The following is a 23,183-nucleotide window of genomic DNA, read 5'->3' as shown; positions in this document are numbered from 1 at the left end:
AACTTGTTGTTTTCGCGCTATTCCTGGGAAATCACGGTGTGCTTTCCCAGGAATGTATCCAAAACGTGCCGCGTTTAATTGACCTCATAACCTGCTAAACGGCGTTTAAAGCTAGGAACACATGTGTCATAGCGATGGGACTGGTTCAGTGCGGCACAAGTGGCTGCACTGGCTCCGAAATTGCAGGCCCGTCCTTTCCGGCAACGCTGATTGTCCGCGCTATAATGACGACGTCGCCGCTGCCTCAGCAGCCCTTCGTGCCCGCGGCCCAGCGGTTGACATCCCCGGTGATGCGGCCGCCGGAGGCGCCTGACATCATCGGGCCGAAGGCCTGCAACTGCGCCGGATTGCCTTCCGCCTGAACGACGAGAGACGGCCGGCCGGTCGGGTGCTTCTTGTCAACCACGAGAATGCGCGGGCGGCCGGTGTAGGAATTGAGTTCGGGAGCGAGCTGGTAGCCAGCAAAGGCCGGATCGGCCGATTTGAACCAGCAGGCATTGGCATTGAGCATGACGCGCTCCATCGTCGACAGAGCGCTATGCTGCTCAGTGGTGACAGTCGGAGCGCGCGTCGTGCAGGACGTGAAGAGCAGGCCAAGTGCTGCGAGAGTGGCGGCAGAATACAATCCGGTAACGAGGCGAGGGCGCATCAATCTCTCTTCCAATAAATCGGTTGGGCAGCTCTTAGCCGATGATGATGTGAATCGGAACCTTTCCGAGGTTCTGTTCGAGGCAAAACGTCGGCTGGTTTGGCAATCCTAATGTTGGTGCGGACGCATCGCCTCAGGCGGCGATCACGTCGAGGGCGGAGGCGAAGAGACCGCGACCGTCGGCGCCGCCGTGGGCCGCTTCGATCAGGTTCTCCGGATGCGGCATCATGCCAAGCACGTTGCCCTTGCTGTTGATAACACCGGCGATATCGTTGATGGAGCCGTTTGGATTGGTGCCTTCAGCATAGCGGAACACCACCTGACCATTGCCTTCGATCGCCGCCAGCGTTTCCGCGTCGGCAAAATAATTGCCGTCATGGTGGGCGACCGGGCAGCGGATCACCTGACCTTTGGCGTAGGCGCGGCTGAAATCCGTTTCGGCATTGGCGACCTCGAGCTTGATCTCGCGGCAGACGAATTTCAGCGAGGCATTGCGCATCAGCGCGCCGGGCAACATGCCGGCTTCCAGCAGGATCTGGAAGCCATTGCAGACGCCGAGAACCTTGACGCCCTTGTCGGCCTTTTCCTTGATCGCCTGCATGACCGGCATGCGGGCTGCGATCGCGCCGCAGCGCAGATAATCGCCATAGGAAAAGCCACCGGGAATAACGATCAGATCGACATCCGGGATCTCGGTTTCCGTCTGCCAGACCGTGATAGGCGCATTGCCGGAAATCTTGGTCAGCGCCGCGATCATGTCACGGTCGCGATTGAGGCCGGGAAGTTGAACGACTGCTGATTTCATGATTCTGCTCCCGACATAAGCGAAAGATACTGGCTAGGAATGGGATCGAAGAGCCATACTTCATTGTCTTTGACAAAGGAAGAATGGCTCTTGGAAAACGGCAATCAGTCGATCGAAATGCTGAAATTCTCGATCACCGTGTTGGCGAGGAGTTTTTCGCACATGGTTTTCAGCTCGGCTTCGGCTTTGGCCTTGTCGGAGCCGTCAAGCTCCAGGTCGAAAACCTTACCCTGGCGGACCTGATGGACGCCGTCGAAGCCGAGTGCGCCGAGCGCGCCCTCGATTGCCTTGCCCTGCGGATCGAGAACGCCGTTTTTCAGCGTGACGGTTACACGAGCCTTGATCACGATTGTCCTTCCTGCGCTTACTTGACGAGAACCGGGCCCGTGCCGCGCACGGGTTCGTTTTCATTGATGATGCCGAGCCGGCGGGCGACTTCGGAATAGGCTTCCAACAGACCGCCCATGTCGCGGCGGAAGCGATCCTTGTCCATCTTCTCGTGGGTTTCGATATCCCAGAGACGGCAGCTATCCGGCGAAATTTCATCCGCGAGGATGATCCGCATCATGTCGCCTTCGAACAGGCGACCGCATTCGATCTTGAAATCGACGAGCTGGATGCCGACGCCAAGGAAGAGGCCGGTCATGAAGTCGTTGACGCGGATGGCGAGCGCCATGATGTCATCAAGCTCAGCCGGATTGGCCCAGCCGAACGCCGTGATGTGCTCTTCGGAGACCATCGGATCTTCGAGCGCGTCGGACTTGTAGTAGAATTCGATGATCGAGCGCGGCAGCACAACGCCCTCTTCGATACCGAGGCGCTTGGCGAGCGAGCCGGCAGCGACGTTGCGCACGACGATCTCGAGCGGAATCATCTCCACTTCCTTGATCAACTGCTCGCGCATGTTGAGACGACGGATAAAGTGCGTGGGAATGCCGATCTTATTCAGATGGCTGAAAATATATTCGCAAATACGATTGTTCAGAACGCCCTTGCCATCGATAACTTCGTGTTTCTTCTTGTTGAAGGCGGTGGCGTCATCCTTAAAAAACTGGATCAGCGTGCCCGGCTCAGGCCCTTCGTAAAGGATCTTGGCCTTGCCCTCGTAAATACGGCGGCGACGGTTCATCGGTATTGTTCTCTGTCGTTAGCGCTTTGAGATAGCGCAAGTGGATCGATCTGTGGGCGTCCCCATAACGGATAAGAAGCGAATTCACAATCCGCCAGCGCCTCCTTCCTCGGAATTCCGGCTTTGGTTCTATACCAATGCGAGAATCGCGATCCTGTCCTTTCATGTTCTACAGGCTTTTATTTGACGATGGAATGAAAGCCGCCCTGTACTTCACAGGCTAGTGAGCCAGTTTGCGCCATTCTATCACGGCTCGGCCGCAATCACGGCTTGAGGTTGCCGAGAAACTTGGCAAAGACCATCGTGCCTTCCGGCCAGGGACCATGGCCGGAATCGGCGTTGATATGGCCGGCCTCGCCGGCGTCGATCAACAGCGAGCCCCAGCTCCCCGCCATTTCATCGGCATGCTCGTAGCTGCCGAAGGGATCGTTGCGGCTGGCGATGGTGATCGATGGAAAAGGCAGGGGATCGCGCGGGTAAGGACCGAACGTCATCAGATGCTTCGGCCGGATCTTCGGATTGGCGACGTCGGGCGGCGCGACGAAGAAGGCGCCAGCCACCTTGTTGCGGAAATGCGGGATCGCGTGGATCACCGAGGGCACGCCAAGCGAATGCGCCACCAGCACCACGGGCCGGGTCGAGGCGTTCACTTCTTCGGCGATGCGGGCAACCCAATCCTCGCGCACGGGCTTCGACCATTCGGCCTGCTCCACCCGCCGCGCCGTCGAGAGCTTCCGCTCCCAGCGCGTCTGCCAGTGGTCCGGGCCGGAATTGGTGTATCCGGGGATGATGAGAATATCTGCGTCGGAGGCTTTCATGATGGCGCCGATGTGGAAAAGGAAGACCGAGGTGTCAAGGGAAAAGGCGACAATTACGGCAAAATTTGCTAGGATCCCGCCTGCCGGTAGCGAATGATGATGTCGGCGCCTCTTGTTGCCCGACATTTTCGTGCCGCCAGCTAAACGCATTTTGGCTGATGAGGAGGAGGAATACTATGACGGCATTTCATGTCATGGCTGGCGCAAATCACACCTTTACGCGTCCGGCCATCCGCAAGATCGGCATTGCCGATCTCATCGACGCCCTGAAACTGGGGCTGGACGACTTCAGCGAAAAACCATCCCATTACGTATTCCTGTGTCTCATGTATCCGATCGCGGGCATAGCACTAGCGATCTGGAGTTCCGGTGCGAATCTACTGCCATTGCTGTTTCCGCTGATGTCCGGCTTCGCGCTGCTCGGGCCACTGGCAGCGATCGGGCTCTATGAGATCAGCCGGCGGCGGGAGCAAGGGCTGGACACGTCCTGGCGGCATGCTTTTGACGTCCGCTTCTCTCCGGCGTTGCCCTCCATCATTGTGGTCGGCCTTATGCTGTTTGGCTTATTCATCGTCTGGCTTGTCGTCGCGCAGACCATCTATACCGCCTATTTCGGCGATAGCGTCCCGGCAACTCTGTCATCCTTCATCTCGAACGTGCTGACGACGCCGCAGGGCATGAGCATGATGTTCTGGGGCAACCTCACCGGCTTCGTCTTTGCGCTCGTCGTACTGGCAACCACCGTCGTTACCTTCCCGCTGCTGCTCGACCGAGATGTCGGTGCCGTGGCTGCGATCGACGCAAGCATTCGCGCGACACTCATTAATCCGGTGCCGGTGGCAATCTGGGGATTGATCGTGGCGGGGCTTCTTGTTGTCGGTACGATCCCGATCTTTGCGGGGCTTGCAGTGGTCATGCCCATTCTCGGACATGCCACCTGGCATCTCTATCGCAAACTCGTGGCACCGGCCGCATTGAGCTGAATTCAGCCGCGTCATGGTTCCCGTCGCATCGAATGGAACCGGTCGTGACATTGCAACGTTGATCCGCATCAACTCGCCCACCTCTTCCGAATCCTAGCGCATTCGGGAGAGGCGTTGCGAACTAGGCTCAGATCTTCGCATGTCCGTTCCGGACATGCGGCCCTCGGCGGAAGATGTGGATCATATGGCAAGGCTCAGGCATATTTTCTCCCGTTTTGCCACCATCGTTTCGGAATGGGCTGGAAAACCGGTCGTCTTCATACTGGCTCTGCTGTCAGTGATTGTCTGGGGCATCACCGGACCGGTCTTCGATTTCTCCGAAAACTGGCAACTGGTCATCAACACCAGCACGACCATCATCACCTTTCTGATGGTCTTCCTCTTGCAGAACGCCCAGACGCGCGACACGCGCGCCATTCAAGCCAAGCTCAACGAACTTATCCTGACCAGCGCCGCCGAAAACCGTTTCATCGGCATAGAGAACCTTGACGAAGAAGATTTGAAACATCTCGATCGCCTAGTGGCGAAGGCAGCCAAGCGCGATGGAGACAGGCCTAGCGGCAGCGGAGAAGGGGACGAGACTGCTGGGAAGCCTCCCATAAAACAGAAAGGGCGGCGCATTGTCGGCGCCGCCTCGTCAAATCTCGACCAATAGATTGATCAGCCAAATACACGCTTGAAAATCGTGTCGACATGCTTGGTGTGGTAGCCCAAGTCAAACTTTTCGCGGATATCTTCCTCCGACAGAGCGGCGCGGACTTCCTGGTCGGCAAGCAATTCTTCAAGGAAGTCCTTGCCCTGTTCCCAAACCTTCATGGCGTTGCGCTGGACGAGGCGATAGGAATCCTCGCGGGAAACGCCTGCCTGGGTCAGTGCCAGCAACACGCGCTGCGAATGAACAAGTCCGCGGAACTTATTCATATTCTTCATCATATTGTCCGGATAGACCAAAAGCTTGTCGATGACGCTGGTCAGTCGAGCCAGCGCGAAGTCGAGCGTCACCGTCGCATCCGGGCCGATCATGCGCTCGACGGAAGAGTGGGAAATATCGCGCTCATGCCAGAGCGCCACATTCTCCATCGCCGGCATGGCATAGGAGCGGACCATGCGGGCAAGGCCGGTCAGGTTTTCCGTCAGTACCGGGTTACGCTTGTGCGGCATGGCCGAAGAGCCCTTCTGCCCGGGGGAGAAATATTCCTCGGCCTCCAGCACTTCGGTACGCTGCAGATGACGAATTTCGGTGGCGAGACGTTCGATCGAGGAGGCGACGACGCCGAGCGTGGCGAAGAACATGGCGTGACGGTCGCGCGGGATAACCTGCGTGGACACCGGCTCCGGCTTCAGGCCGAGAGCGGCGGCGACATGTTCTTCGACGCGCGGGTCGATATTGGCGAAGGTGCCGACGGCGCCGGAGATCGCACAGGTGGCAACTTCCTCACGAGCCGCGATCAGGCGCTGCTTGCAGCGCTCGAATTCGGCATAGGCCAGCGCCAGCTTGACGCCGAAGGTGGTCGGTTCGGCATGGATGCCATGCGAGCGGCCGATAGTGACGGTATCCTTGTGCTCGAAGGCGCGGCGCTTCAGGGCTTCCAGCAGCTTGTCGATATCGGCCAGCAGAAGGTCGCTGGCGCGAACGAGCTGGATATTGAAGCAGGTGTCGAGCACGTCGGAGGAGGTCATGCCCTGATGCACGAAGCGGGCATCGGGACCGACGATTTCGGCAAGATGGGTGAGGAAGGCGATGACGTCGTGCTTGGTGACGGCTTCGATCTCGTCGATGCGGGCAACGTCGAAAGTCGCCTTGCCGCCTTTTTCCCAGATGGTTTCGGCCGCCGATTTCGGAATGACACCGAGCGCGGCCAGCGCGTCGCAAGCATGGGCTTCGATCTCGAACCAGATGCGGAATTTGGTTTCGGGCGACCAGATGGCGACCATTTCCGGTCGAGAGTAGCGCGGGATCATGGGCTCAAGCTTTCTTAGGTAAGGGGAAACAAATCCTCGGCGCCCCCATAACAAAGACGGGAGGCAATCTCAACATTTCTTGGCTTATTCTTTCCTTCAACTCAACGCATATGTCTGGCGAGATAAAGGCTCGCCATCACCAGGAAGATGAAGCCGAACGGCAGGAACAGGCCAAGGCCGAGGATGGCGAACTGATAGAGGGCGCTGGCGCTGGTGAAGGCAAATTGAAATGCCCAGACGAGCGTGCCGAAAGGCGCATGCCATCGGGCATAAAACCAGCGATAGTCCAGTGCGAAAAGAAAGGCGGTCATCGCGACGGTGCCCAGCGACAGCGCCAGAAAGAAAGCGGCAAAACGCGCTTCGAGCGGCCGGCGATGCGCGAGTAGACGCGCGAGCGGTAGCGTGAACGGCCAGGCAAGCGCGCCGCCGAAGAAATAGACCGCCATCAGCGCGGGCAAATGGCTCGTCAGAAGACCGTTGCGCAGGTAGAGCACCGATAGCGCCGAACTCGCCATCGCTACGCCCCAGCAGGGCGCCCCGAACAAGAGCTGTCGATAGGACGGAAAGGCGGCCCTCAGCCGCCCGGTAGTCGCGACAGTGCTGGCCGGATTAATTTGATCCAACGCGGCCTCGTTCTGCCGCAGAGCGCAGGTCGGAAACCGTCTGCCGATAGGCCTCGACGGATTCACCCTTGAAGATCGCCGAGCCGGCGACAAGGACATTGGCGCCGGCGGCGGTGACGATCGGAGCCGTATCGACGGTGACGCCGCCGTCGACCTCGAGTTCGATCGGACGGTCCCCGATCAGAAGGCGGGCATTCCGGATCTTGTCCGCCATGGCGGGAATGAACTTTTGGCCGCCGAAACCGGGATTAACCGACATAATCAGGATCAGGTCGATATCATCCAGCACGTTTTCCAGAACGGACAGGGGCGTTGCCGGATTGAGGGTGACGCCGACTTTCTTGCCGAGATGACGGATGGTCTGCAGCGAGCGATGCAGATGCGCGCCGGCTTCGGCGTGAACCGTAATGCGGTCGCAGCCGGCCTTGGCGAAGGCTTCGAGATAGGGATCGGCGGGCGAGATCATCAGATGGCAGTCGAAGGTGGCGTTGGTATAGGAACGCAGCGACTTGATGACATCGGGGCCGAACGAGATATTCGGCACGAAATGTCCATCCATGACGTCGAGATGGATCCAGTCCGCCCCGGCTTCGGTTACATCTTTGACTTCCTGTCCGAGCTTGGCGAAATCGGCCGCGAGGATGGAGGGCGCAATGCGGATCGGCAAGGTCATGAGATGGCTGAACTCCGTCTGATTTTATCGCGCTTGGCTTATCACCGGTTCGGCAGGCAAACAACCTAATCCGCCAGCCTTGCATGGACCATATCAGTTCGACGGCGGTGTCGGTGGCACAAAGGCGTTGCCGCGCCATTCCAACAGCCGGTAGGGATTTTCCATCAATTCGTGGTTCTGACCGAAGGTGATTTGGCCGATCGGCGTCTGAAAGGCCGTGCCGATCAGCTTGTCGGCAATCGATTTGTTTTCCGCTTTGGCACTTTCCGCGGCCTGGTTGGCAATCAGCACGGCGGCCGCCGCCGGCAGAATATAACCATCCGGTTCGATACCCTTGGCACGCATCGCCTGCGCGGTCGTTTGGGCAACGGGCAGGCTGGCGTAATCGGGGAGGGCGATGGCCTCCACGCCGTCTGCCAGAGGCACCGGCTGGTTGGCGGCGCGCATTGCATCACCACCCATCAACGTCAACGGGATATTCTCGCTGTGAGCATCGCGGGCAATGACCGCCACATCGCTGCGGTCGCCGCCGACGAAGACACGGGTGGCGCCGGCCTTCTTCAGCCGGCGGACAAGGGCGATCTGCTGTTCCTGGCCGGGGCGATAGGTGTCGGTGAAGACCGGCTTCAGGCCCTTCTCTTCAAGCGCATTGCGCACCGCTTCCACCAGTTCACGGCCGTGGATCGTGCCGTCTTCGATAAGCGCCATCGGCTCGGCTACCCAGCTCTTCAGGATGGTGTCGACCGCCATGGCAGCTTCGGTGCTGTCGACTGGAGCGAGACGGAAAAACGGCCAGCCGTTCTTGAACGCATCCTCCATCACGATATGGGAACGCACGGAAACGGTGATGACGGGGATACCGGCCTCCTTCAGCCGCGGCAGTGCCCCTTCCAGCGTCTCGCTGCAGAGAAAGCCGATCGCGACTTGTGCCTTGGCCGTGATCAACGACTCGGCCACTGCCCTGCCGCCATCCTCCGTGCAGGGCTCGTCGACGACGGTGGCCGAATCCTGTAGCGCCTGCACCTCAAAATTGGCGCCCGTGGTGATCTGGGCGCCGAGGGGTGCAAAGTTTCCGTTCTGCGGCGCGACGATGCCGATATTGACACCGGCGGCATAGCTGCTGCCCGCTGCCAGAAGCAGCGCAATCAGTAGCGGTGTGCGGCGCAGAACGTTCATCGACATGGTATCCCGGACAATTCTCCTGCCCTTTTATCCGCCTGAAGGTCGTCGTCAAAGAAAAAGCAGCGAAATCTCTCTGATTTCAATAATCCTATTGTAGAAAAGCTAACGTGTGCCCGCCATATTGAATGAAAACGAGAAATGACGAAAACGAGGGAAGCAATCGTGCTAGACAAGCAGCGTATGGATCCGGCTGACTATCGCGACGCCATGAGCCGTTATGCGGGGCATGTGCAGCTAGTGACCACCGCACTTGGCAATGAACGGCGCGGGGTAACGATCACGGCTGCCTGCTCGGTCTCGGACAATCCAGCCACAATCCTGATCTGCCTTAACAACAACAATGCGAAGAACGAAATCTTCTTCAAAAGCGGCATCTTTGCCCTGAACGCTCTCGGCGCCCATCATCAGGCGCTCGCCGATGCCTTCTCCGGCAAGACGAATTTGACCAATGAAGAGCGTTTCGCAACGGGCAAGTTCGATACGCTCGTGACCGGTGCGCCGGTTCTTACCGACGCGCTGGCAGCCTTCGATTGCCGCGTCACCGAAATCAAACGGGCTTCGACGCATAACATCATCTTCGGCGAAGTGGTGGCGGTGCATTTCGATGAAACAAAGCCGGCGCTGCTCTATATGAACAGGGACTATCACACGTTATAACCTCCCTAGCGCATAATCGCTTGGATCGAGAGACTATGCCTGATCATCATCATCATCGTGCACCGTCGCTGCCGAGTTCGATCGACGAAACGATCGACATGCTCGGCACTCACGACTATCTCGCGGGGCGTGCGCTCGGCACAGTGCTGTTTCTGGCGCTGAAAATGAAACGGCCGCTTTTTCTGGAAGGCGAGGCCGGCGTCGGCAAGACCGAGATCGCCAAAGTGCTGTCGAAGGCGCTCGACCGGCCGCTGATCCGCCTGCAATGTTATGAAGGGCTCGACGTTTCCTCCGCCGTCTATGAGTGGAACTATCCGGCGCAGATGCTGGAAATCCGCCTTGCCGAAGCGTCGGGTCTTACCGACCGTGACCGTATCGAGGCCGATATCTTTTCCGAGCGTTATCTCATTCGGCGGCCCGTGCTGCAGGCGCTATCGGGCACGGGAGGGCGTGCGCCGGTATTCCTGATCGATGAACTGGACCGCACCGATGAGGCGTTCGAAGCTTTTCTGCTCGAAGTGCTTTCCGATTTCCAGGTGACCGTCCCCGAGCTCGGCACCATTCGCGCCGCCGAACCGCCCATCGTCATCATCACCACCAACCGCACCCGCGAGGTGCATGATGCTCTGAAGCGGCGTTGCCTCTATCACTGGGTCGATTACCCCGAAGCGGCACAGGAGCTTGACATCATCCGCCGCAAAGTGCCGGGCTGTAACGAGGCGCTGTCGCGCCAGATCGTCGCCTATGTGCAGAAGCTACGCACGCTCGACCTCTTCAAGAATCCCGGCGTCGCCGAAACCATCGACTGGGCGACGGCGCTGACCGAGCTCGACCGGCTGGCGCTCGATCCCGAAACGATTTCCGATACGCTCGGCACCCTTCTGAAATACCAGGACGATATTGCCCGCATCCAGGGCGGCGAAGGCAACCGGGTGCTGGACGAGGTCAAATCCGAACTGCTGGCAACGGGATGAGACGATGGAATCGGCAACGCGAGATGGCGCCATCGTCCCGCCGTCACCGCTCGGTGACGGACGTCTTGCAGATAATATCGTCTTCTTCGCACGAGCTTTACGCAAGGCCGGCCTGAAGATCGGGCCGGCGGCCATTGCCGACGCCATCGAAGCGGTCGAGACGATCGGCATCGGTTCGCGCGAAGAGTTTCACGCGGCATTGTCTTCCATCTTCGTCAAACGGCATGAGGATCTTGCGGTTTTCGACGAAGCATTCCGGCTGTTCTGGCGTTCGCGCGATCTCGTGCAGAAGATGATCGCGATGATGTCGCCGGTCGCGCCCGATAATCGTGAGAAGGAAAAGCCGAAACCGGGCGAAACCCGTGTGAGCGACGCTTTGCTTGGCGACCGCGACGACCGCCGGCCACAGCGCGAGGCGCCGGATATCGAGATCGATGCCCGCTTCACGACATCGGGTAACGAACTCCTGCGCCGCATGGATTTCGCCCAGATGTCGGTTGCGGAAATTGCCGCCGCGAGGAAAGAGCTGGCGAGGCTGGAATTGCCGCTCGACAGCGTCCGCACCCGCCGCTTCGTGCCGTCTCATGTGTCCGCCAAGGTCGATCCACGGGCGACGATGCGGGTGGCACTTCGCACCGGAGGCACGCTGATCTTGCCGCGTTACCGCGAGGCCAAGGAGATGCAGCCGCCCTTGGTGGTGCTTGCCGATATTTCAGGCTCGATGAGCCAGTATACTCGGATATTCCTGCATTTCCTGCATGTGCTGACCGAGAAGCGCAGGCGCGTGCATACGTTCCTGTTCGGCACGCGGCTGACCAATGTTAGCAGGCAGATGCGCCACAAGGACCCGGACGAGGCGCTCGACGAATGCGCCGCCGCCGTCCGCGACTGGTCTGGCGGCACGCGTATCGGCGAGACCCTGAAGGAGTTCAATCGGCTCTGGGCACGGCGGGTGCTGGGGCAGGGCGCGATCGTTCTCCTCATCACCGATGGATTGGAGCGGGAGGGCGTGGAGCTTCTGCAAAGCGAAATGGACAGGCTGCACCGCTCTTGCAGGCGGCTGATCTGGCTCAATCCGCTCTTGCGCTTCGAAGGCTTCGAACCCCGCGCCCGTGGCGTTCGCGCCATGCTGCCGCATGTTGACGAATTCCGTCCGGTTCACAATCTATTATCTCTAGCCGATCTCGTATCAGCCCTGAGCGCCGGTCGTGCCAGCGCCTATGATCCACGCCGTTTTCTCGCCAAGCTGTGAGGCACCCATGACGCATACACCCGAAAGCCTGGATCCGCTTTTTGTCGCGGAGGAATGGGCCGCCGCCGGCCGCAGCGTGGCATTGGCGACCGTCGTTGATACCTGGGGTTCCGCACCGCGCCCGACCGGCAGCCATCTCGTCATCGACGACGAGGGCAATTTTCACGGCTCGGTCTCCGGCGGTTGCGTGGAAGGCGCCGTAATCACCGAGGCACTGGATGTGATCGATAGCGGCAAGGCTCGCATGCTGGAATTCGGCGTCGCGGATGAGACCGCCTGGCGCGTCGGCCTGTCCTGCGGCGGCCGCATTCGCGTCTATGTCGAGAGGCTTGGCTGATGGACCGTCAGATACTGGCGAAACTGAATGCTCTGCGGCGCGCGCGGCAAGCGGCTGTCCTTGTCACCGATCTCTCCGGTGGACCTGATCGGCTGATTGTCGAGGGCGAAGCTCTCGACGGCCCGTTTGCCGACGCGGTGGCTTCCGCCTTCCGCTCGGGAAAATCCTCGGCAGTGGATATCGCAGGGGAAAGCCTCTTCCTCAACGTACATTTGCCGCCCCCGCAAATCGTTGTCATCGGCGCCGTGCATATCAGCCAGGTTTTGGCTGGTATGGCCGAGCTGGCCGGCTTTGACATCCGCATCATTGATCCGCGCACCGCTTTTGCGACACCGGAGCGATTCGATGGCGTCGATCTCGTTGCCGACTGGCCGGTGGATGTTTTGAAGGAGCGCCCGCTAGACGCCTATACGGCGTTGGTCGCTGTCACCCACGATCCTAAGATCGATGATTTCCCGATCGCCGAGGCGCTGAAAGCAGGCTGTTTTTATGTTGGCGCGCTCGGCAGTCGCAAGACGCATGCGAGCCGCGTGGAACGATTGAAGCATGAGGGGCTGACGGACGCCGATCTTGCCCGAATTCATGCCCCAATCGGCCTTCCCATCGGCGCATCGAGCCCGGCGGAAATCGCCGTTGCCATCTTGGCCGAGATCATCGCCGCGCTGCGCGGCCGTGACGTCTCATCACCGAAGGGTGACAGGCGATGATATTCGGTGATTTTGCGACAGCGGAAGCCGAAGGCGCCGTGCTTGCGCATTCCATCCGATTGCCAGACGGCAGTCTCGCCAAGGGCCATGTCCTTGACCGCGCCGATCTCGACCGTCTCATCGCTGCCAATATCTCCCATGTCACCGCCGCCAGAATCGCGCCTGACGATCTCATGGAGGATGAGGCCGCGGCGCAATTGGCGCGGGCGATTGCCCCGGATCATCTGACGTTTTCCGAAGCGGCTACGGGGCGCGTCAATGTCCACAGCGCGGTCGATGGCCTGTTCGTCGCAAACCGCGCCGCCGTAGACCGGCTGAATCGCGTCGATCCGGCCATCACGCTTGCCTGTCTTGCCGATCATGTGCCGGTGCGTCGCGGCGATATGGTAGCGACCTTCAAGATCATTCCGCTGGCAGTTTCAGGTGAGAAGGTTGCTGCGGGCATCGACATCCTGCGGCAGACGACGGTCTTCGAGGTCAAGCCATTCCAGCCGCATGCGGTGTCGCTGATCGCGACCGAATTGCCGTCGCTGAAGACCTCCGTGATGGACAAGACGGCGCGCATCCTTGCGCAGCGGCTTCAGCTTGCCGGCAGCACTTTGGAGCGGGAAGAGCGCGTGGCGCATCGTGCGCCTGCGGTCGCGGAAGCGATCGGCAAGGCACTGCGGGCAGAGGATCAATCGCCAAAACTCGTCATCGTCTTTGGTGCGTCGGCTGTCATCGATGCCGGCGACGTCATTCCTGAGGCAATCCGGCTTGCGGAAGGCCAGGTGATCCAGGTCGGCATGCCAGTCGATCCCGGCAATCTGCTGGTGCTCGGCCGGATCGGCGATGTCTATATCGTGGGCGCGCCCGGCTGCGCTCGCAGCCCGAAAGAGAATGGTTTCGACTGGGTGCTGGATCGTATCCTTGCCGGCGAAAAGCCGACGCCGCATGAGATCAGCGGCATGGGCGTCGGGGGACTTCTCATGGAAATCCAATCGCGGCCAAGACCACGTGATATCGCCGTCAAGCCGGAGGCTCAGATCTCTGTTGCTGTTGTGCTTCTTGCGGCCGGCAAAGCACGCCGCATGGGCGAGGGCGGGCCGCACAAGCTGTTGGCGGAGTTCGATGGCATCCCCCTGGTGCGACGCTCGGCTGCGACGGCTATGGCAAGCGGGGCTTCCGCTGTCATCGTCGTTACCGGCCATCGCCGCGAGGAGATCGAGCAGGCGCTCGCCGGTCTGGCGATCGAGCGCGTGCACAATCCAGACTATGCGTCCGGCATGGCAAGCTCGCTGGTCGCCGGCATCAGCGCGCCGTTCGCGCAACGCGCCGATGGCGCATTGGTCATGCTGGCCGACATGCCGGGTGTCACCAGCGACGACCTGAAGACGCTGATTGCGGCCTTCCGGAAGGCGAACGGTCAGGCGATCGTCCGTGCGGTATCGCGCGGCAAACGTGGCAATCCCGTCATCCTGCCGCGCGCCGTGTTCGACGCTGTGATGCGGCTCGAAGGTGATGTCGGCGCCCGGCATATCATCGAAACTGCGGGGCTTGCCGTCATCGATGTCGACATTGGCGATGCCGCTCATCTCGATGTAGATACGCCCGAAGCCGTATTGGCCGCCGGTGGCATTTTGAAGGGGTAGGGAATGGATAATATCGAGATCGAGGAGATGTTCCAGGCGCTTGGGCCGGTGACGATCAAGCGCATGTTCGGCGGCAAGGGCGTCTACCACATGGGCCGTATCGTCGCCGTCGAAGTAAGCGACGAGATGCTGCTGAAAGCTGACGAAATCAGCGCTCCGGAATTCGAGGCAGCCGGCGCCCGGCGCTGGGCCTATGAAGGCAAGAAAGGCAAACCCGTCAACATGCCCTATTGGTCGATCCCGGACGATGCGTTCGACGATCCGGACATCATGGCGCGCTGGGTGAGACTGGCTTACGAGGCGGCGGTGCGGGCGGAGAAATAGAGTTCAGCGAAAATCGTCTTCGCTCAAATGGGCGATGGTTGCCTTGGCGAAATCGGAAAGTTGAGTCGGCAATTCGTTACGGCCAAACCAGCCGAAATCGGAGAGCTTGTCGGGCTCCATCAGGCGAGGCTCGCCGGAAAAGTCCCTGCAGATATAGATCAGTGAGATCCAGTGCTGGCGGTCGGCCTCGATGATGACTTCTGTCGTGCAGAGATAGTCGATCTTGCCGATGGAGAGACCGCTTTCCTCTTCCGCTTCGCGGACGGCGGCCCTGGCGGCAGGCTCCATATGATCGACCTTGCCGCCGACGATGCTCCATAAGCCGGCTTCGGGCGCCTTCAGGCGCTTATAGAGCAACAGCTTTCCGTCTCGCAAAATTGCGAGACCGGTTCCTAATCCTGGGAAATCGATGCCGGGCTTCCCCATGCGCCGCAGGCCCGTCAGCCCTTGGCGTTGGCAACAATCAGCATGAAGGCGGGGATATCGTCGCCGAAGCCGACCGGGGTCGGGCCGTCGTCCTGATCGCGATAGCGATTGCGACGCTCGCGGTTGTCGTCGTTGGCAGCAGGGAAGGGCCGGTGATTGTTGCGAGAACCGTTGTGGGACTTGTTGCTGTTCTCAGACTTGCGCTCGTTTCTCACGCTTTCGGCCTTTGCTGGTGCTGCTGCTTCGATCACTTCGACGCTATTATCCTCGACGTCGATATCAGATTTATGACTCGAGGCGCTCCGGCCTCCGCGGCCACGATCCCGGTCGCGGCCTCTGCTTTTAGAGTCACGGCGACGGGAAGAACGATCGTCGTCCCGGCTTTCTTCGACCGGGGGCAACGACGACAGGTCGCCGTTCAGCCATTCGACATCTTCGCCGATCAGCTTTTCGATCGCATCGGCATGCTTGGTATCGCGCTTCGTCACGATGGTGAAGGCGGAACCCGAGCGACCGGCACGGCCGGTGCGGCCGATGCGGTGGACATAATCTTCCGAATGGATCGGCACATCGAAATTGAAGACGTGGCCGACATCGGGAAGATCGAGGCCGCGTGCCGCAACGTCGGAAGCGACTAGAAGCTGGATATTGCCGTCGCGGAAGTTCTGCAGCATGGTCGTGCGCGAGCGTTGATCCATATCGCCGTGCAGCGCGCCGACCGAGAAGCCATGGCGTTCCAGCGAGCGGAAGAGATCCGCGACATCTTTCTTGCGGTTGCAGAAGATGATGGCGTTCTTCAAATCGGTCTGGGAGCGGATGAGATCGCGCAACGTCGCGCGCTTCTCATAATCCTTGCCATGCGAAGCGACGAAACGCTGCGTGACGGTCTTTGCCGTCGAAGCGGGCTTGGCGACTTCGACACGTTCCGGATTTTGCAGGAAGCGATCTGCCAGCTTCTGGATTTCGCCCGGCATGGTGGCCGAGAAGAACAGCGTCTGGCGCGTGAAAGGAATGAGCTTGGCGATGCGCTCGATATCGGGAATGAAGCCCATGTCGAGCATACGGTCGGCTTCATCGATGACGAAGATTTCGACGGCGCTCATCAGCAGCTTGCCGCGCTCGAAATGGTCGAGCAGGCGGCCGGGCGTGCAGATCAGCACATCGGCGCCGCGCTCCAGCTTGCGATCCTGGTCTTCGAAAGAAACGCCACCGATCAGCAGGGCGATGTTCAGGCGATGGTTCTTGCCGTACTTCTCGAAATTCTCCGCGACCTGTGCGGCGAGTTCGCGCGTCGGCTCTAGGATCAGCGTGCGCGGCATGCGCGCGCGGGCACGACCCTTTTCGAGGAGCGTTAGCATCGGCAGAACGAAGGAGGCGGTCTTGCCGGTACCCGTCTGGGCGATCCCGCAGATATCGCGACGCTGCAGCGCAAACGGAATTGCGCCGGCTTGGATCGGAGTCGGTGTGGTGTAGCCCGCGTCAGTTACCGCGGATAGGACTTTTTGGCTCAGGCCAAGGTCAGCAAATGTTGTCAAAGGGAAAACTATTTCCGTTCCGGTTCGGTCGAACACTCGTGAGTCGACATGCCCTAGCATGCCGCAATGCAGCGCGACATAGAACCAAATACCCGCGAAGTCAAGGAAAGCAGGTGGTTCAGAAAGCTTCAGACCAATAGATAACGCAATTTTTAGATTAGCGCCACCTTTGTTGCTCGTTTGTCACAATTCTCGCGGTCAGATTGTCCCTAGTCCATTGATATAACTTGCGAGCTTCGTGCCTGCATTGATGAAATACATTGGGTCGATCGCACGGCCGTTTTCGCGCACTTCATAATGAAGATGCGTGCCGGTCGAACGTCCCGTGCTACCGGCAAGACCGAGGGCGTCGCCGGCCTTGACCGTATCGCCGATCTTGACCAGAATTTCTTCCATATGGCCGTAACGCGTCGAAATGCCGTCTCCGTGGTCGATCTCCACCATGTTGCCATAACCACCTGTCCAGCCGGCGGAGACGACCTTGCCAGGCGCCGTCGCCTTGACCTTTTCCCCAGGGCTGAAGTGGAAATCGGTGCCGGTATGAAGTGCCAGCTTGCCGAAGAAGGGATCCTTGCGATTGCCGAAGGGGCTGGTGATCAGCTTGCCCGGCGCCGGATTACGAAAAGGCAGGCTTTCGGCTGCGCCGCGTACTGTCTCGAGGCGCGTCAGTGCCGTGTCGAGATTGGCCATGGACTGATCGAATTGATCGACATTTTCCGGTGCGACATAAGGACCGCCGACGCCGCCATCATCATTTGCGACGCTCTCATCCTTGCTCGCAGCGCTGGCCATCACGGTCGGAACCTTGACGCCGACATTCTGCATGATCGACTGGATCTCATCGGCGGTCTCCGACGCGCCGGTCGTCAGATGGCGTACGCGGGTCAATTGATCCTGTTCGATATGTTTCAGTGACAATGTCACCCTGGAGAACACCCGGTCGGCACGGTCGGCGACGGTTTCAGGGGCGGGAACATAGGCGAGGGTGGAATTGTCGGGGGTCGCATCGGCGGGCTTGCCGCTCGACAGAAGCCTCTCAATCGACTTCAGCCCTCCCGTCAATTCCGCGTGGTCGCCTTTGGCCGCCGCACTGGCATCTCCAGAGGCATTCTTGTTCATCAGGCCGGAACTCTCGGCGCGGTCAAGCAGCGCATCGAGCTTGCCGTGGCGCGATGACAAGGCCTGCTGCTGCTCCATCAGCTTGTCGACCTTCTCCTCGACGACTTGCTGGTCGAGAAGCTGACGGGACGTAACACGGTCGACCTGGGCGCGCAGCGCCGCAATGCGATCCTCATAGTCATATTGCATGCGCGCCTGCCGGGCCATGGTGGCGCCGATCAGGTCGTCGCGCAGGACGAGATAGGAGGTGGCGAGGAGATATCCGATCGAAAAGATGCCGATGAGGCACACGACAAGCGCCGCCATCCACGGGCGCACGGTCATGTGGCGCACCGTATCGCCGCTCGCCACGATAATGGTGTACTGTCGTTTTTGTTTGCCGAAAACCCGGTTCTGAGGCTTGGCTGTCACCGAGAATCTCCCAATCGATGCACATCGGCATCCACTGGAGACTACACGGAATTATGGTTAACGATTGCTTTCCGCCTCACCCCTAGAAAACCAAAAAACTCTTATAGTTTAGTATGTTATGCATTACTTGTAGACGTAAGGGCGCGGTACAAGGAAGGCGTCAGACCGGCCTCGGCGCGGGCGATGTCATTGAACGGCGCCTTCAGCGAACCGCGGAAATTGGCGCGCACCAAATCCTGGAAGGTGCGGGCCGGATCGCGCCTTTCGCGGGCGCAGAGGAAGCGGAACCATTTGGCGCCAACGGCGACATGCCCTTTCTCGTCATTGTAGATGACATCAAGGACGGCAGCGCTCTCCAAGTCGCCCGTTTCGCGCATTTTCGCCTGCAGCGCCGGCGTCACGTCGAGGCCGCGAGCTTCGAGAATGAGCGGAACGACGGCAAGACGTGCAGTGAGGTCGTTGCGGGTTGCGTGCGCGGCCTGCCACAGGCCGTCATGGGCGGGCAGATCGCCATAGTCGGCGCCAAGATCGCGCAGACGCGCCCGCACCATGCGGAAATGCTTGGCTTCTTCGAAAGCAACCTGCATCCAGCCGTCGAAAAAGGAATTGGGCACTGGTTCGGTGGCGAAGCGCGCGACGATGTCGAGCGCCAGATCGATGGCGTTGAGCTCGATATGGGCGATGGCATGCAGCAGCGCAATGCGACCTTTGACCGTGTGCAGCGAGCGCTTCTTCATATGCTTTGGCGGCACCAGCTCCGGCTTTTCCGGCCGGCCGGGACGATCGGCAAGAGCCGGATCGAGCGGCGAGCGCAGCGACAGCGTGCGCGCAAACCAGCGGGTCGCCGATTCCTGGGCAAGCGCCGTCTTGCGATCGAGATCGGCAGAGCAGATAGCGGCTATCGCGCCGCCGCGCAGCGAAGTGATGGTCTCGATTTCCACCGGCATCAGAGTTCCTGGACAGCAGCCAAGACCTCTTCGGCATGGCCGGCCACTTTGACCTTGCTCCAAATCTTGACGATCCTGCCGTCCGCCCCAATCAGGAAAGTCGAACGCACGACGCCCATGTAGGTCCTGCCATACATGCTCTTTTCCCGCCAGACGCCGTAAGCCTCGGCGGCGGTCTTCTCTTCATCGGAAGCGAGGGGGACGGAGAGGGCGTGCTTCTTCACAAATTTGTCATGGCTCCTGACCGAATCCGGCGACATGCCGAGGACGGCCGCGCCCGCCCTTTCGAAGTCGGCGGCAAGCGCTGTGAAGGCGATCGATTCGGTCGTGCAGGCGGTCGTATCGTCCTTGGGATAAAAGAACAGCACCAATGGCTTGCCGGCAAAATCAGCAAGGCTCACACGGCCGCCGCCATCGCGCGGAAGATCGAAATCTGGCGCTCTGTCGCCGATGCCCAATTCAACCAGAGAGATTTCGGTCACGGGAAAACCTTTCTTTTGCCGGGATTTTGGATGACACTAAATACCAGCCATATATACTGCGCCGGTATGCCGTCCACATCGGACGCAGCGTCACCAACAAAATTGCAAAAAAAGAAAGGGACGCACGGGAGTGATCCGAGGCGAAAAGATTATATTCCGCAAGAAGGATCTCGTCTCGCTCGACCACTTGCCTTCCGCTCAGGTCGACGATCCTATGATCGTGCATGTCCCCGAGCGCAAACGGCGCAAGCGCTCGCATGTCTGGCATGTCTGCCGCATCACCCTTGTCTTCATCGCCTTTCTCGCCCTGATCGCCGGCGCCGTCATCGCGACCATCGAGGGCGGCATTTTCGATGAACCCCTGTCGCAGAAGGCACAGCTTGCCCTCGATCGCGCGATCGGGCCTCGCTACAAAGCGGAGGTTGGCTCGACCGTGGTCCGCTTTACGCCCACCCTGCGGCTGGAGCTGGAAGCCCGCAACGTCAATGTGGTCGACCAGGAGAGCGGCAAGCACCTGTCGACCATGTCGGCGGTCAGCATGGTGCTCGATCCGCTGGCGCTTGTCGAAGGCCGTGTCGAAGTGGCCAATGTGGCGGCAGAGGGCATCGCGCTCGACACGTCGCTGCTGCCGCAGGGCGATCCCGTCGACCTGACGATGCTGCGCGTCGATGCGTTACCGCAAGCGCTGAAGTCAGCCTTCGACAATCTCGATTTCCTCGAGCGTTTCGTCGAACGCGGCGGCACGAACTCGGTGCGCATTTCCGGCTTTGCCGTCAAGCTGGCACGACAGGAGGGCGGCGAGCCGATCTCGCTCGTGGTCGACAGCCTCACCTTCGAGCGCAGCGGACCGACATCGCTGCATCTTTATGGACAGGTTGCGGTCAACGGCTCCGTCGCGACGCTGGATGTCACCGCCGATCAACAGGAGGCTGGGCGCAGTTCTTCCCTGACCGCAAAGGTAACCAATCTCGACCTGAAGCCGTTAACGATGGCCTATGATCAGAACGGCACGCCGCGCCAGGGCATCATGAGTTTCGCCGGAATGACGGTGACCGCCATGCGTGGTGGTTCAGGGATAGAACCAAAGCTCAGCGCCTCGATCGATGTCCAACCCGGCACGCTCTACATGGACCGCGACCCGCAGGAGCTGACAAAGGCCAACATCAATCTCGCCTACAACTTCGCCCACCACACGCTTGAGATTGCGCCGTCTAAGGCTCAATTCGTCGGCACTATTGTGCCATTCTCCGGGGCGCTGATCGACCTCGACCATATCGACGCCAATGCCGGCAAGGGCTTCGGCATCGACTTCCTGATTCGTGGCGGCACGGCAGCATCCTCCATTTCGGGCGAACAGCCGGTCAGCTTCGACGGGCAGGCGACGGGGCGTTTCCTGGCGGCGACCAAGGAACTGCAATTCGAAAATCTCGGCATCTCCACGCCGCTGGGCGCGTTGTTTGGCTCCCTGCATCTGAAACTCGGAGACAGCTCGCCGGAGATCAGCTTCGGCGGCCGCGCCGACAAGCTCGATACGACCGCGATCAAGCAGCTCTGGCCGTTCTGGATGGCCTCGAAACCTCGGGTCTGGGTGGAGAAAAACCTCTTCGGCGGCACGGTGACCAATGGGGTCATTTCGGTCTTCATCCCCGCCGGACGACTGGCGGAAGCGGCGAAAACGGGCAAGCTGCAGCTCGGAAAGAACGAATTGCACATCGCCTTCGATATCGATGAGGCGCGCCTCGACGTGCCAGGCGAGATTCCGCCAATCCGGGACACCCAGGCGCATTTCGATCTGACCGGTCCGACGATGAGCGTCGATATTGCGAGCGGCACCTCCTATTTCCCCTCAGGCCGCTCGGTGACGCTGAACGACAGCAATTTCTCGATCCCGTCGGCCTACGACAAGCCATTGATGGCCACCCTCACGCTGGAAATATCCGGCACGGGCGATTCCATCGGCGAGTTGTTGACCTATAAGCCGCTGGAAGTGCTGCAGCGAACCGAGTTCAAACCGGAGAACTTCAACGGCAAGATCGTCGCCAAGGTCGATGCGACAATCGGCCTGATCAGCGATCAGAAGCCGCCGCCGCCGGTCTGGAAGGCGAACTTGCAGCTCGATGACGTCGATCTGCTGAAGCCGATGAACAACCGCAAGATTTCCAATCTTACGGGCGAGATCGACGCCGATCCCCAATCCGTGCATCTGGATGCCCAGGCGCAGATCGACGGCATTCCAGCGCAAATCGATATGGTCGAACCGACGGACGGCAAATCAACGGCCAAACGCAGTCGCGTGATCACTGCCACGCTCACCGATGCCCAACGTAACAGCGTCATACCGGGTCTCAATGACATTATCGATGGCCCGATTAAGATAGAACTCACGCGCATCGACGACGATCGGCAGGGCGTCAAGATCGACCTCGCCAAGGCGGCCTTGACCGTTCCGTGGGTCGGCTGGTCGAAAGGCAGCGGCATTCCAGCCACCGCCCAATTCGAGGCCTCCGGGCCGGACAGCCAGACAGTGCTCAAAAATTTCGTCCTCAAAGGAGATGGCTTCGGTGTCAGCGGCGATCTCGTCGTCAGCAAGGGTGGCCTGTCTTCGGCAAATTTCGATAGCGTCAAGCTTTCCGCGCTCGATGATTTCGCGCTGTCGATCAAGCACGGCAAAAGCGGCAACTACGACATATCCGTCGCCGGCAATTCGGCCGATCTCCGGCCAGTTCTGGCGCGGCTGAAAACAGCATCCAGCGACAAAAGTGACAACAAGGATGATTCGTCCGGTGCAACGATCCGGGCCAATCTCGATAAGGTCGTCGGCTTCAACGATGAGTCGATCGGAAATCTCAAGGGCGTCTATTCCATCGTCGGCGGCCGCACGATAGCTGCGGATTTCTCCGGCCTCACGCACAGCGGCGAGGCCGTCGTCAGCCAGGTGAGCAAGGGCGGAGACGGCGGAACTATTCGCATCACCAGCGGCGATGCGGGCGCAGTGGCGCGTTTTGCCGATCTCTACAAGCATCTGCAAGGCGGCCTGCTCAATCTGTCGCTACGCTCCACGGGAACTGATGCCTGGGACGGTTCGCTCGATATCCGTAACTTCGCCATCATCGACGAAAAGAAGCTTTCGACCATCGTTTCCACACCGAGCGGCAAAAATGGGCGAAGCCTGAATTCGGCCGTCAAACAGAATATCGATACGCGATCCCAGAGTTTCGAGCGCGGTTTCGCGCGCTTGGTGCTGCGTAAGGGGACGCTTGCGGTGGAAAATGGCGTTGTCCGCGGCGTACAGGTGGGCGCGACGTTTCAAGGCACGGTGAAGGACGCGAACGGCAACATGGACCTGACGGGCACGTTCATGCCCGCCTATGGCCTCAACCGGCTGTTCGCCGAAGTGCCGATCGTCGGATTCATCCTTGGCAACGGCAGCGACCGCGGCCTGATCGGCATCACGTTCAGGCTCACCGGAAACTTTGAAAAACCGAACCTGCAGATCAACCCGCTGTCGATCATCGCACCGGGCGTGTTCCGGCAGATCTTCGAGTTCTGAGCTTCAC

Annotated in this window: 24 protein-coding genes; 10 read left to right on the top strand and 14 right to left on the bottom strand. The window is 59.9% G+C overall.

Annotated features, from left to right (window positions below):
* Positions 1-244 precede the first annotated feature (244 nt).
* The 5 genes from NXC24_RS10500 to NXC24_RS10475 form a co-directional block, all read right to left on the bottom strand.
* Positions 245-649 carry a hypothetical protein gene (locus NXC24_RS10500; RefSeq protein ID WP_104823223.1) on the bottom strand — a complete coding sequence of 135 codons (405 nt, stop codon included), beginning with the start codon at positions 647-649 and terminating at the stop codon, positions 245-247.
* Positions 650-782: 133 nt separating this feature from the next.
* On the bottom strand, positions 783-1,454 hold the full coding sequence (gene purQ, locus NXC24_RS10495) for a phosphoribosylformylglycinamidine synthase subunit PurQ (protein WP_104823222.1): 672 nt from the start codon (positions 1,452-1,454) through the stop codon (positions 783-785).
* A 104-nt stretch (positions 1,455-1,558) separates the two neighbouring features.
* Positions 1,559-1,801, bottom strand: a complete 243-nt coding sequence (gene purS / locus NXC24_RS10485) for a phosphoribosylformylglycinamidine synthase subunit PurS (protein WP_104823221.1) — start codon at positions 1,799-1,801, stop codon at positions 1,559-1,561.
* A gap of 17 nt (positions 1,802-1,818) precedes the next feature.
* Positions 1,819-2,583 (bottom strand): phosphoribosylaminoimidazolesuccinocarboxamide synthase, encoded by a 765-nt coding sequence (gene purC, locus NXC24_RS10480; RefSeq protein WP_015340039.1) that lies wholly within the window; start codon positions 2,581-2,583, stop codon positions 1,819-1,821.
* 263 nt (positions 2,584-2,846) lie between these two features.
* Positions 2,847-3,401, bottom strand: coding sequence for an alpha/beta hydrolase (locus NXC24_RS10475; RefSeq protein WP_104825107.1), 555 nt, complete (start codon positions 3,399-3,401; stop codon positions 2,847-2,849).
* 176 nt (positions 3,402-3,577) lie between these two features.
* Here NXC24_RS10475 and NXC24_RS10470 point away from each other — a divergent pair, with 176 nt between their 5' ends.
* Both NXC24_RS10470 and NXC24_RS10465 read left to right on the top strand, forming a co-directional pair.
* The gene (locus NXC24_RS10470; RefSeq protein WP_104823220.1) at positions 3,578-4,384 is read left to right on the top strand and encodes a DUF2189 domain-containing protein; all 807 of its coding nucleotides are present in this window, start codon (positions 3,578-3,580) and stop codon (positions 4,382-4,384) included.
* A 184-nt stretch (positions 4,385-4,568) separates the two neighbouring features.
* Complete coding sequence (locus NXC24_RS10465; RefSeq protein ID WP_104825106.1) at positions 4,569-5,039, top strand: low affinity iron permease family protein; 471 nt, start codon at positions 4,569-4,571, stop codon at positions 5,037-5,039.
* Between the two features lie 5 nt (positions 5,040-5,044).
* Here NXC24_RS10465 and purB read toward each other — a convergent pair whose 3' ends face one another.
* The 4 genes from purB to NXC24_RS10445 all read right to left on the bottom strand — a co-directional run bounded on the left by purB (position 5,045) and on the right by NXC24_RS10445 (position 8,818).
* Positions 5,045-6,346 (bottom strand): adenylosuccinate lyase, encoded by a 1,302-nt coding sequence (gene purB, locus NXC24_RS10460; RefSeq protein WP_104823219.1) that lies wholly within the window; start codon positions 6,344-6,346, stop codon positions 5,045-5,047.
* 101 nt (positions 6,347-6,447) lie between these two features.
* Positions 6,448-6,969, bottom strand: a complete 522-nt coding sequence (locus NXC24_RS10455) for a hypothetical protein (RefSeq protein ID WP_104823218.1) — start codon at positions 6,967-6,969, stop codon at positions 6,448-6,450.
* The gene (rpe, locus tag NXC24_RS10450) at positions 6,956-7,642 is read right to left on the bottom strand and encodes a ribulose-phosphate 3-epimerase (RefSeq protein WP_104823217.1); all 687 of its coding nucleotides are present in this window, start codon (positions 7,640-7,642) and stop codon (positions 6,956-6,958) included. Before rpe ends, NXC24_RS10455 begins: the two co-directional genes overlap by 14 nt.
* 93 nt (positions 7,643-7,735) lie before the next feature.
* Positions 7,736-8,818, bottom strand: a complete 1,083-nt coding sequence (locus NXC24_RS10445; RefSeq protein WP_104825105.1) for a branched-chain amino acid ABC transporter substrate-binding protein — start codon at positions 8,816-8,818, stop codon at positions 7,736-7,738.
* A 144-nt stretch (positions 8,819-8,962) separates the two neighbouring features.
* On the opposite strand from NXC24_RS10445, the gene NXC24_RS10440 reads away from it, so the two are divergent.
* Genes NXC24_RS10440 through NXC24_RS10410 form a run of 7 tightly spaced genes read left to right on the top strand, consistent with a single transcriptional unit; the run spans position 8,963 to position 14,706 of the window.
* Entirely contained in the window at positions 8,963-9,481 is a 519-nt protein-coding gene (locus NXC24_RS10440; protein ID WP_199773472.1) for a flavin reductase, read from the top strand.
* Between the two features lie 35 nt (positions 9,482-9,516).
* Complete coding sequence (locus tag NXC24_RS10435; RefSeq protein ID WP_104823216.1) at positions 9,517-10,455, top strand: MoxR family ATPase; 939 nt, start codon at positions 9,517-9,519, stop codon at positions 10,453-10,455.
* A 4-nt stretch (positions 10,456-10,459) separates the two neighbouring features.
* Complete coding sequence (locus NXC24_RS10430; RefSeq protein ID WP_104823215.1) at positions 10,460-11,707, top strand: VWA domain-containing protein; 1,248 nt, start codon at positions 10,460-10,462, stop codon at positions 11,705-11,707.
* A gap of 7 nt (positions 11,708-11,714) precedes the next feature.
* The gene (locus NXC24_RS10425; protein WP_104823214.1) at positions 11,715-12,044 is read left to right on the top strand and encodes an XdhC family protein; all 330 of its coding nucleotides are present in this window, start codon (positions 11,715-11,717) and stop codon (positions 12,042-12,044) included.
* Positions 12,044-12,751 (top strand): XdhC family protein, encoded by a 708-nt coding sequence (locus NXC24_RS10420; protein ID WP_104823213.1) that lies wholly within the window; start codon positions 12,044-12,046, stop codon positions 12,749-12,751. Before NXC24_RS10425 ends, NXC24_RS10420 begins: the two co-directional genes overlap by 1 nt.
* On the top strand, positions 12,748-14,382 hold the full coding sequence (locus NXC24_RS10415) for a molybdopterin-binding/glycosyltransferase family 2 protein (protein ID WP_104823212.1): 1,635 nt from the start codon (positions 12,748-12,750) through the stop codon (positions 14,380-14,382). Before NXC24_RS10420 ends, NXC24_RS10415 begins: the two co-directional genes overlap by 4 nt.
* Before the next feature lie 3 nt (positions 14,383-14,385).
* The gene (locus tag NXC24_RS10410; RefSeq protein WP_104823211.1) at positions 14,386-14,706 is read left to right on the top strand and encodes a TfoX/Sxy family protein; all 321 of its coding nucleotides are present in this window, start codon (positions 14,386-14,388) and stop codon (positions 14,704-14,706) included.
* 3 nt (positions 14,707-14,709) lie between these two features.
* Here the strand turns inward: NXC24_RS10410 and NXC24_RS10405 are convergent, their stop codons facing one another.
* The 5 genes from NXC24_RS10405 to NXC24_RS10385 form a co-directional block, all read right to left on the bottom strand.
* Positions 14,710-15,132, bottom strand: a complete 423-nt coding sequence (locus NXC24_RS10405) for an NUDIX domain-containing protein (protein ID WP_104823210.1) — start codon at positions 15,130-15,132, stop codon at positions 14,710-14,712.
* 14 nt (positions 15,133-15,146) lie between these two features.
* Complete coding sequence (locus tag NXC24_RS10400; RefSeq protein ID WP_104823209.1) at positions 15,147-16,667, bottom strand: DEAD/DEAH box helicase; 1,521 nt, start codon at positions 16,665-16,667, stop codon at positions 15,147-15,149.
* Between the two features lie 198 nt (positions 16,668-16,865).
* Positions 16,866-18,197 carry a M23 family metallopeptidase gene (locus tag NXC24_RS10395; RefSeq protein ID WP_104823208.1) on the bottom strand — a complete coding sequence of 444 codons (1,332 nt, stop codon included), beginning with the start codon at positions 18,195-18,197 and terminating at the stop codon, positions 16,866-16,868.
* A gap of 116 nt (positions 18,198-18,313) precedes the next feature.
* Positions 18,314-19,144, bottom strand: coding sequence for a ferritin-like domain-containing protein (locus NXC24_RS10390; RefSeq protein WP_104823207.1), 831 nt, complete (start codon positions 19,142-19,144; stop codon positions 18,314-18,316).
* Positions 19,144-19,626, bottom strand: coding sequence for a peroxiredoxin (locus NXC24_RS10385; RefSeq protein ID WP_104823206.1), 483 nt, complete (start codon positions 19,624-19,626; stop codon positions 19,144-19,146). Before NXC24_RS10385 ends, NXC24_RS10390 begins: the two co-directional genes overlap by 1 nt.
* Before the next feature lie 130 nt (positions 19,627-19,756).
* Here NXC24_RS10385 and NXC24_RS10380 point away from each other — a divergent pair, with 130 nt between their 5' ends.
* Positions 19,757-23,176 carry a DUF3971 domain-containing protein gene (locus NXC24_RS10380; protein WP_104823205.1) on the top strand — a complete coding sequence of 1,140 codons (3,420 nt, stop codon included), beginning with the start codon at positions 19,757-19,759 and terminating at the stop codon, positions 23,174-23,176.
* Positions 23,177-23,183: the final 7 nt, after the last annotated feature.

The sequence above is a fragment of the Rhizobium sp. NXC24 genome, from assembly GCF_002944315.1.
GTDB lineage: Bacteria > Pseudomonadota > Alphaproteobacteria > Rhizobiales > Rhizobiaceae > Rhizobium.
This window is presented reverse-complemented; position numbering and strand designations above follow the sequence as displayed.

Coding starts and splice junctions, on each gene's coding strand:
- NXC24_RS10500 (WP_104823223.1), bottom strand. CDS start 649: ATGCGCCCTCGCCTCGTTACCGGATTGTATTCTGCCGCCACTCTCGCA.
- purQ (WP_104823222.1), bottom strand. CDS start 1,454: ATGAAATCAGCAGTCGTTCAACTTCCCGGCCTCAATCGCGACCGTGAC.
- purC (WP_015340039.1), bottom strand. CDS start 2,583: ATGAACCGTCGCCGCCGTATTTACGAGGGCAAGGCCAAGATCCTTTAC.
- NXC24_RS10475 (WP_104825107.1), bottom strand. CDS start 3,401: ATGAAAGCCTCCGACGCAGATATTCTCATCATCCCCGGATACACCAAT.
- NXC24_RS10470 (WP_104823220.1), top strand. CDS start 3,578: ATGACGGCATTTCATGTCATGGCTGGCGCAAATCACACCTTTACGCGT.
- NXC24_RS10465 (WP_104825106.1), top strand. CDS start 4,569: ATGGCAAGGCTCAGGCATATTTTCTCCCGTTTTGCCACCATCGTTTCG.
- purB (WP_104823219.1), bottom strand. CDS start 6,346: ATGATCCCGCGCTACTCTCGACCGGAAATGGTCGCCATCTGGTCGCCC.
- rpe (WP_104823217.1), bottom strand. CDS start 7,642: ATGACCTTGCCGATCCGCATTGCGCCCTCCATCCTCGCGGCCGATTTC.
- NXC24_RS10445 (WP_104825105.1), bottom strand. CDS start 8,818: ATGAACGTTCTGCGCCGCACACCGCTACTGATTGCGCTGCTTCTGGCA.
- NXC24_RS10440 (WP_199773472.1), top strand. CDS start 8,963: ATGACGAAAACGAGGGAAGCAATCGTGCTAGACAAGCAGCGTATGGAT.
- NXC24_RS10435 (WP_104823216.1), top strand. CDS start 9,517: ATGCCTGATCATCATCATCATCGTGCACCGTCGCTGCCGAGTTCGATC.
- NXC24_RS10430 (WP_104823215.1), top strand. CDS start 10,460: ATGGAATCGGCAACGCGAGATGGCGCCATCGTCCCGCCGTCACCGCTC.
- NXC24_RS10425 (WP_104823214.1), top strand. CDS start 11,715: ATGACGCATACACCCGAAAGCCTGGATCCGCTTTTTGTCGCGGAGGAA.
- NXC24_RS10420 (WP_104823213.1), top strand. CDS start 12,044: ATGGACCGTCAGATACTGGCGAAACTGAATGCTCTGCGGCGCGCGCGG.
- NXC24_RS10415 (WP_104823212.1), top strand. CDS start 12,748: ATGATATTCGGTGATTTTGCGACAGCGGAAGCCGAAGGCGCCGTGCTT.
- NXC24_RS10410 (WP_104823211.1), top strand. CDS start 14,386: ATGGATAATATCGAGATCGAGGAGATGTTCCAGGCGCTTGGGCCGGTG.
- NXC24_RS10405 (WP_104823210.1), bottom strand. CDS start 15,132: ATGGGGAAGCCCGGCATCGATTTCCCAGGATTAGGAACCGGTCTCGCA.
- NXC24_RS10390 (WP_104823207.1), bottom strand. CDS start 19,144: ATGCCGGTGGAAATCGAGACCATCACTTCGCTGCGCGGCGGCGCGATA.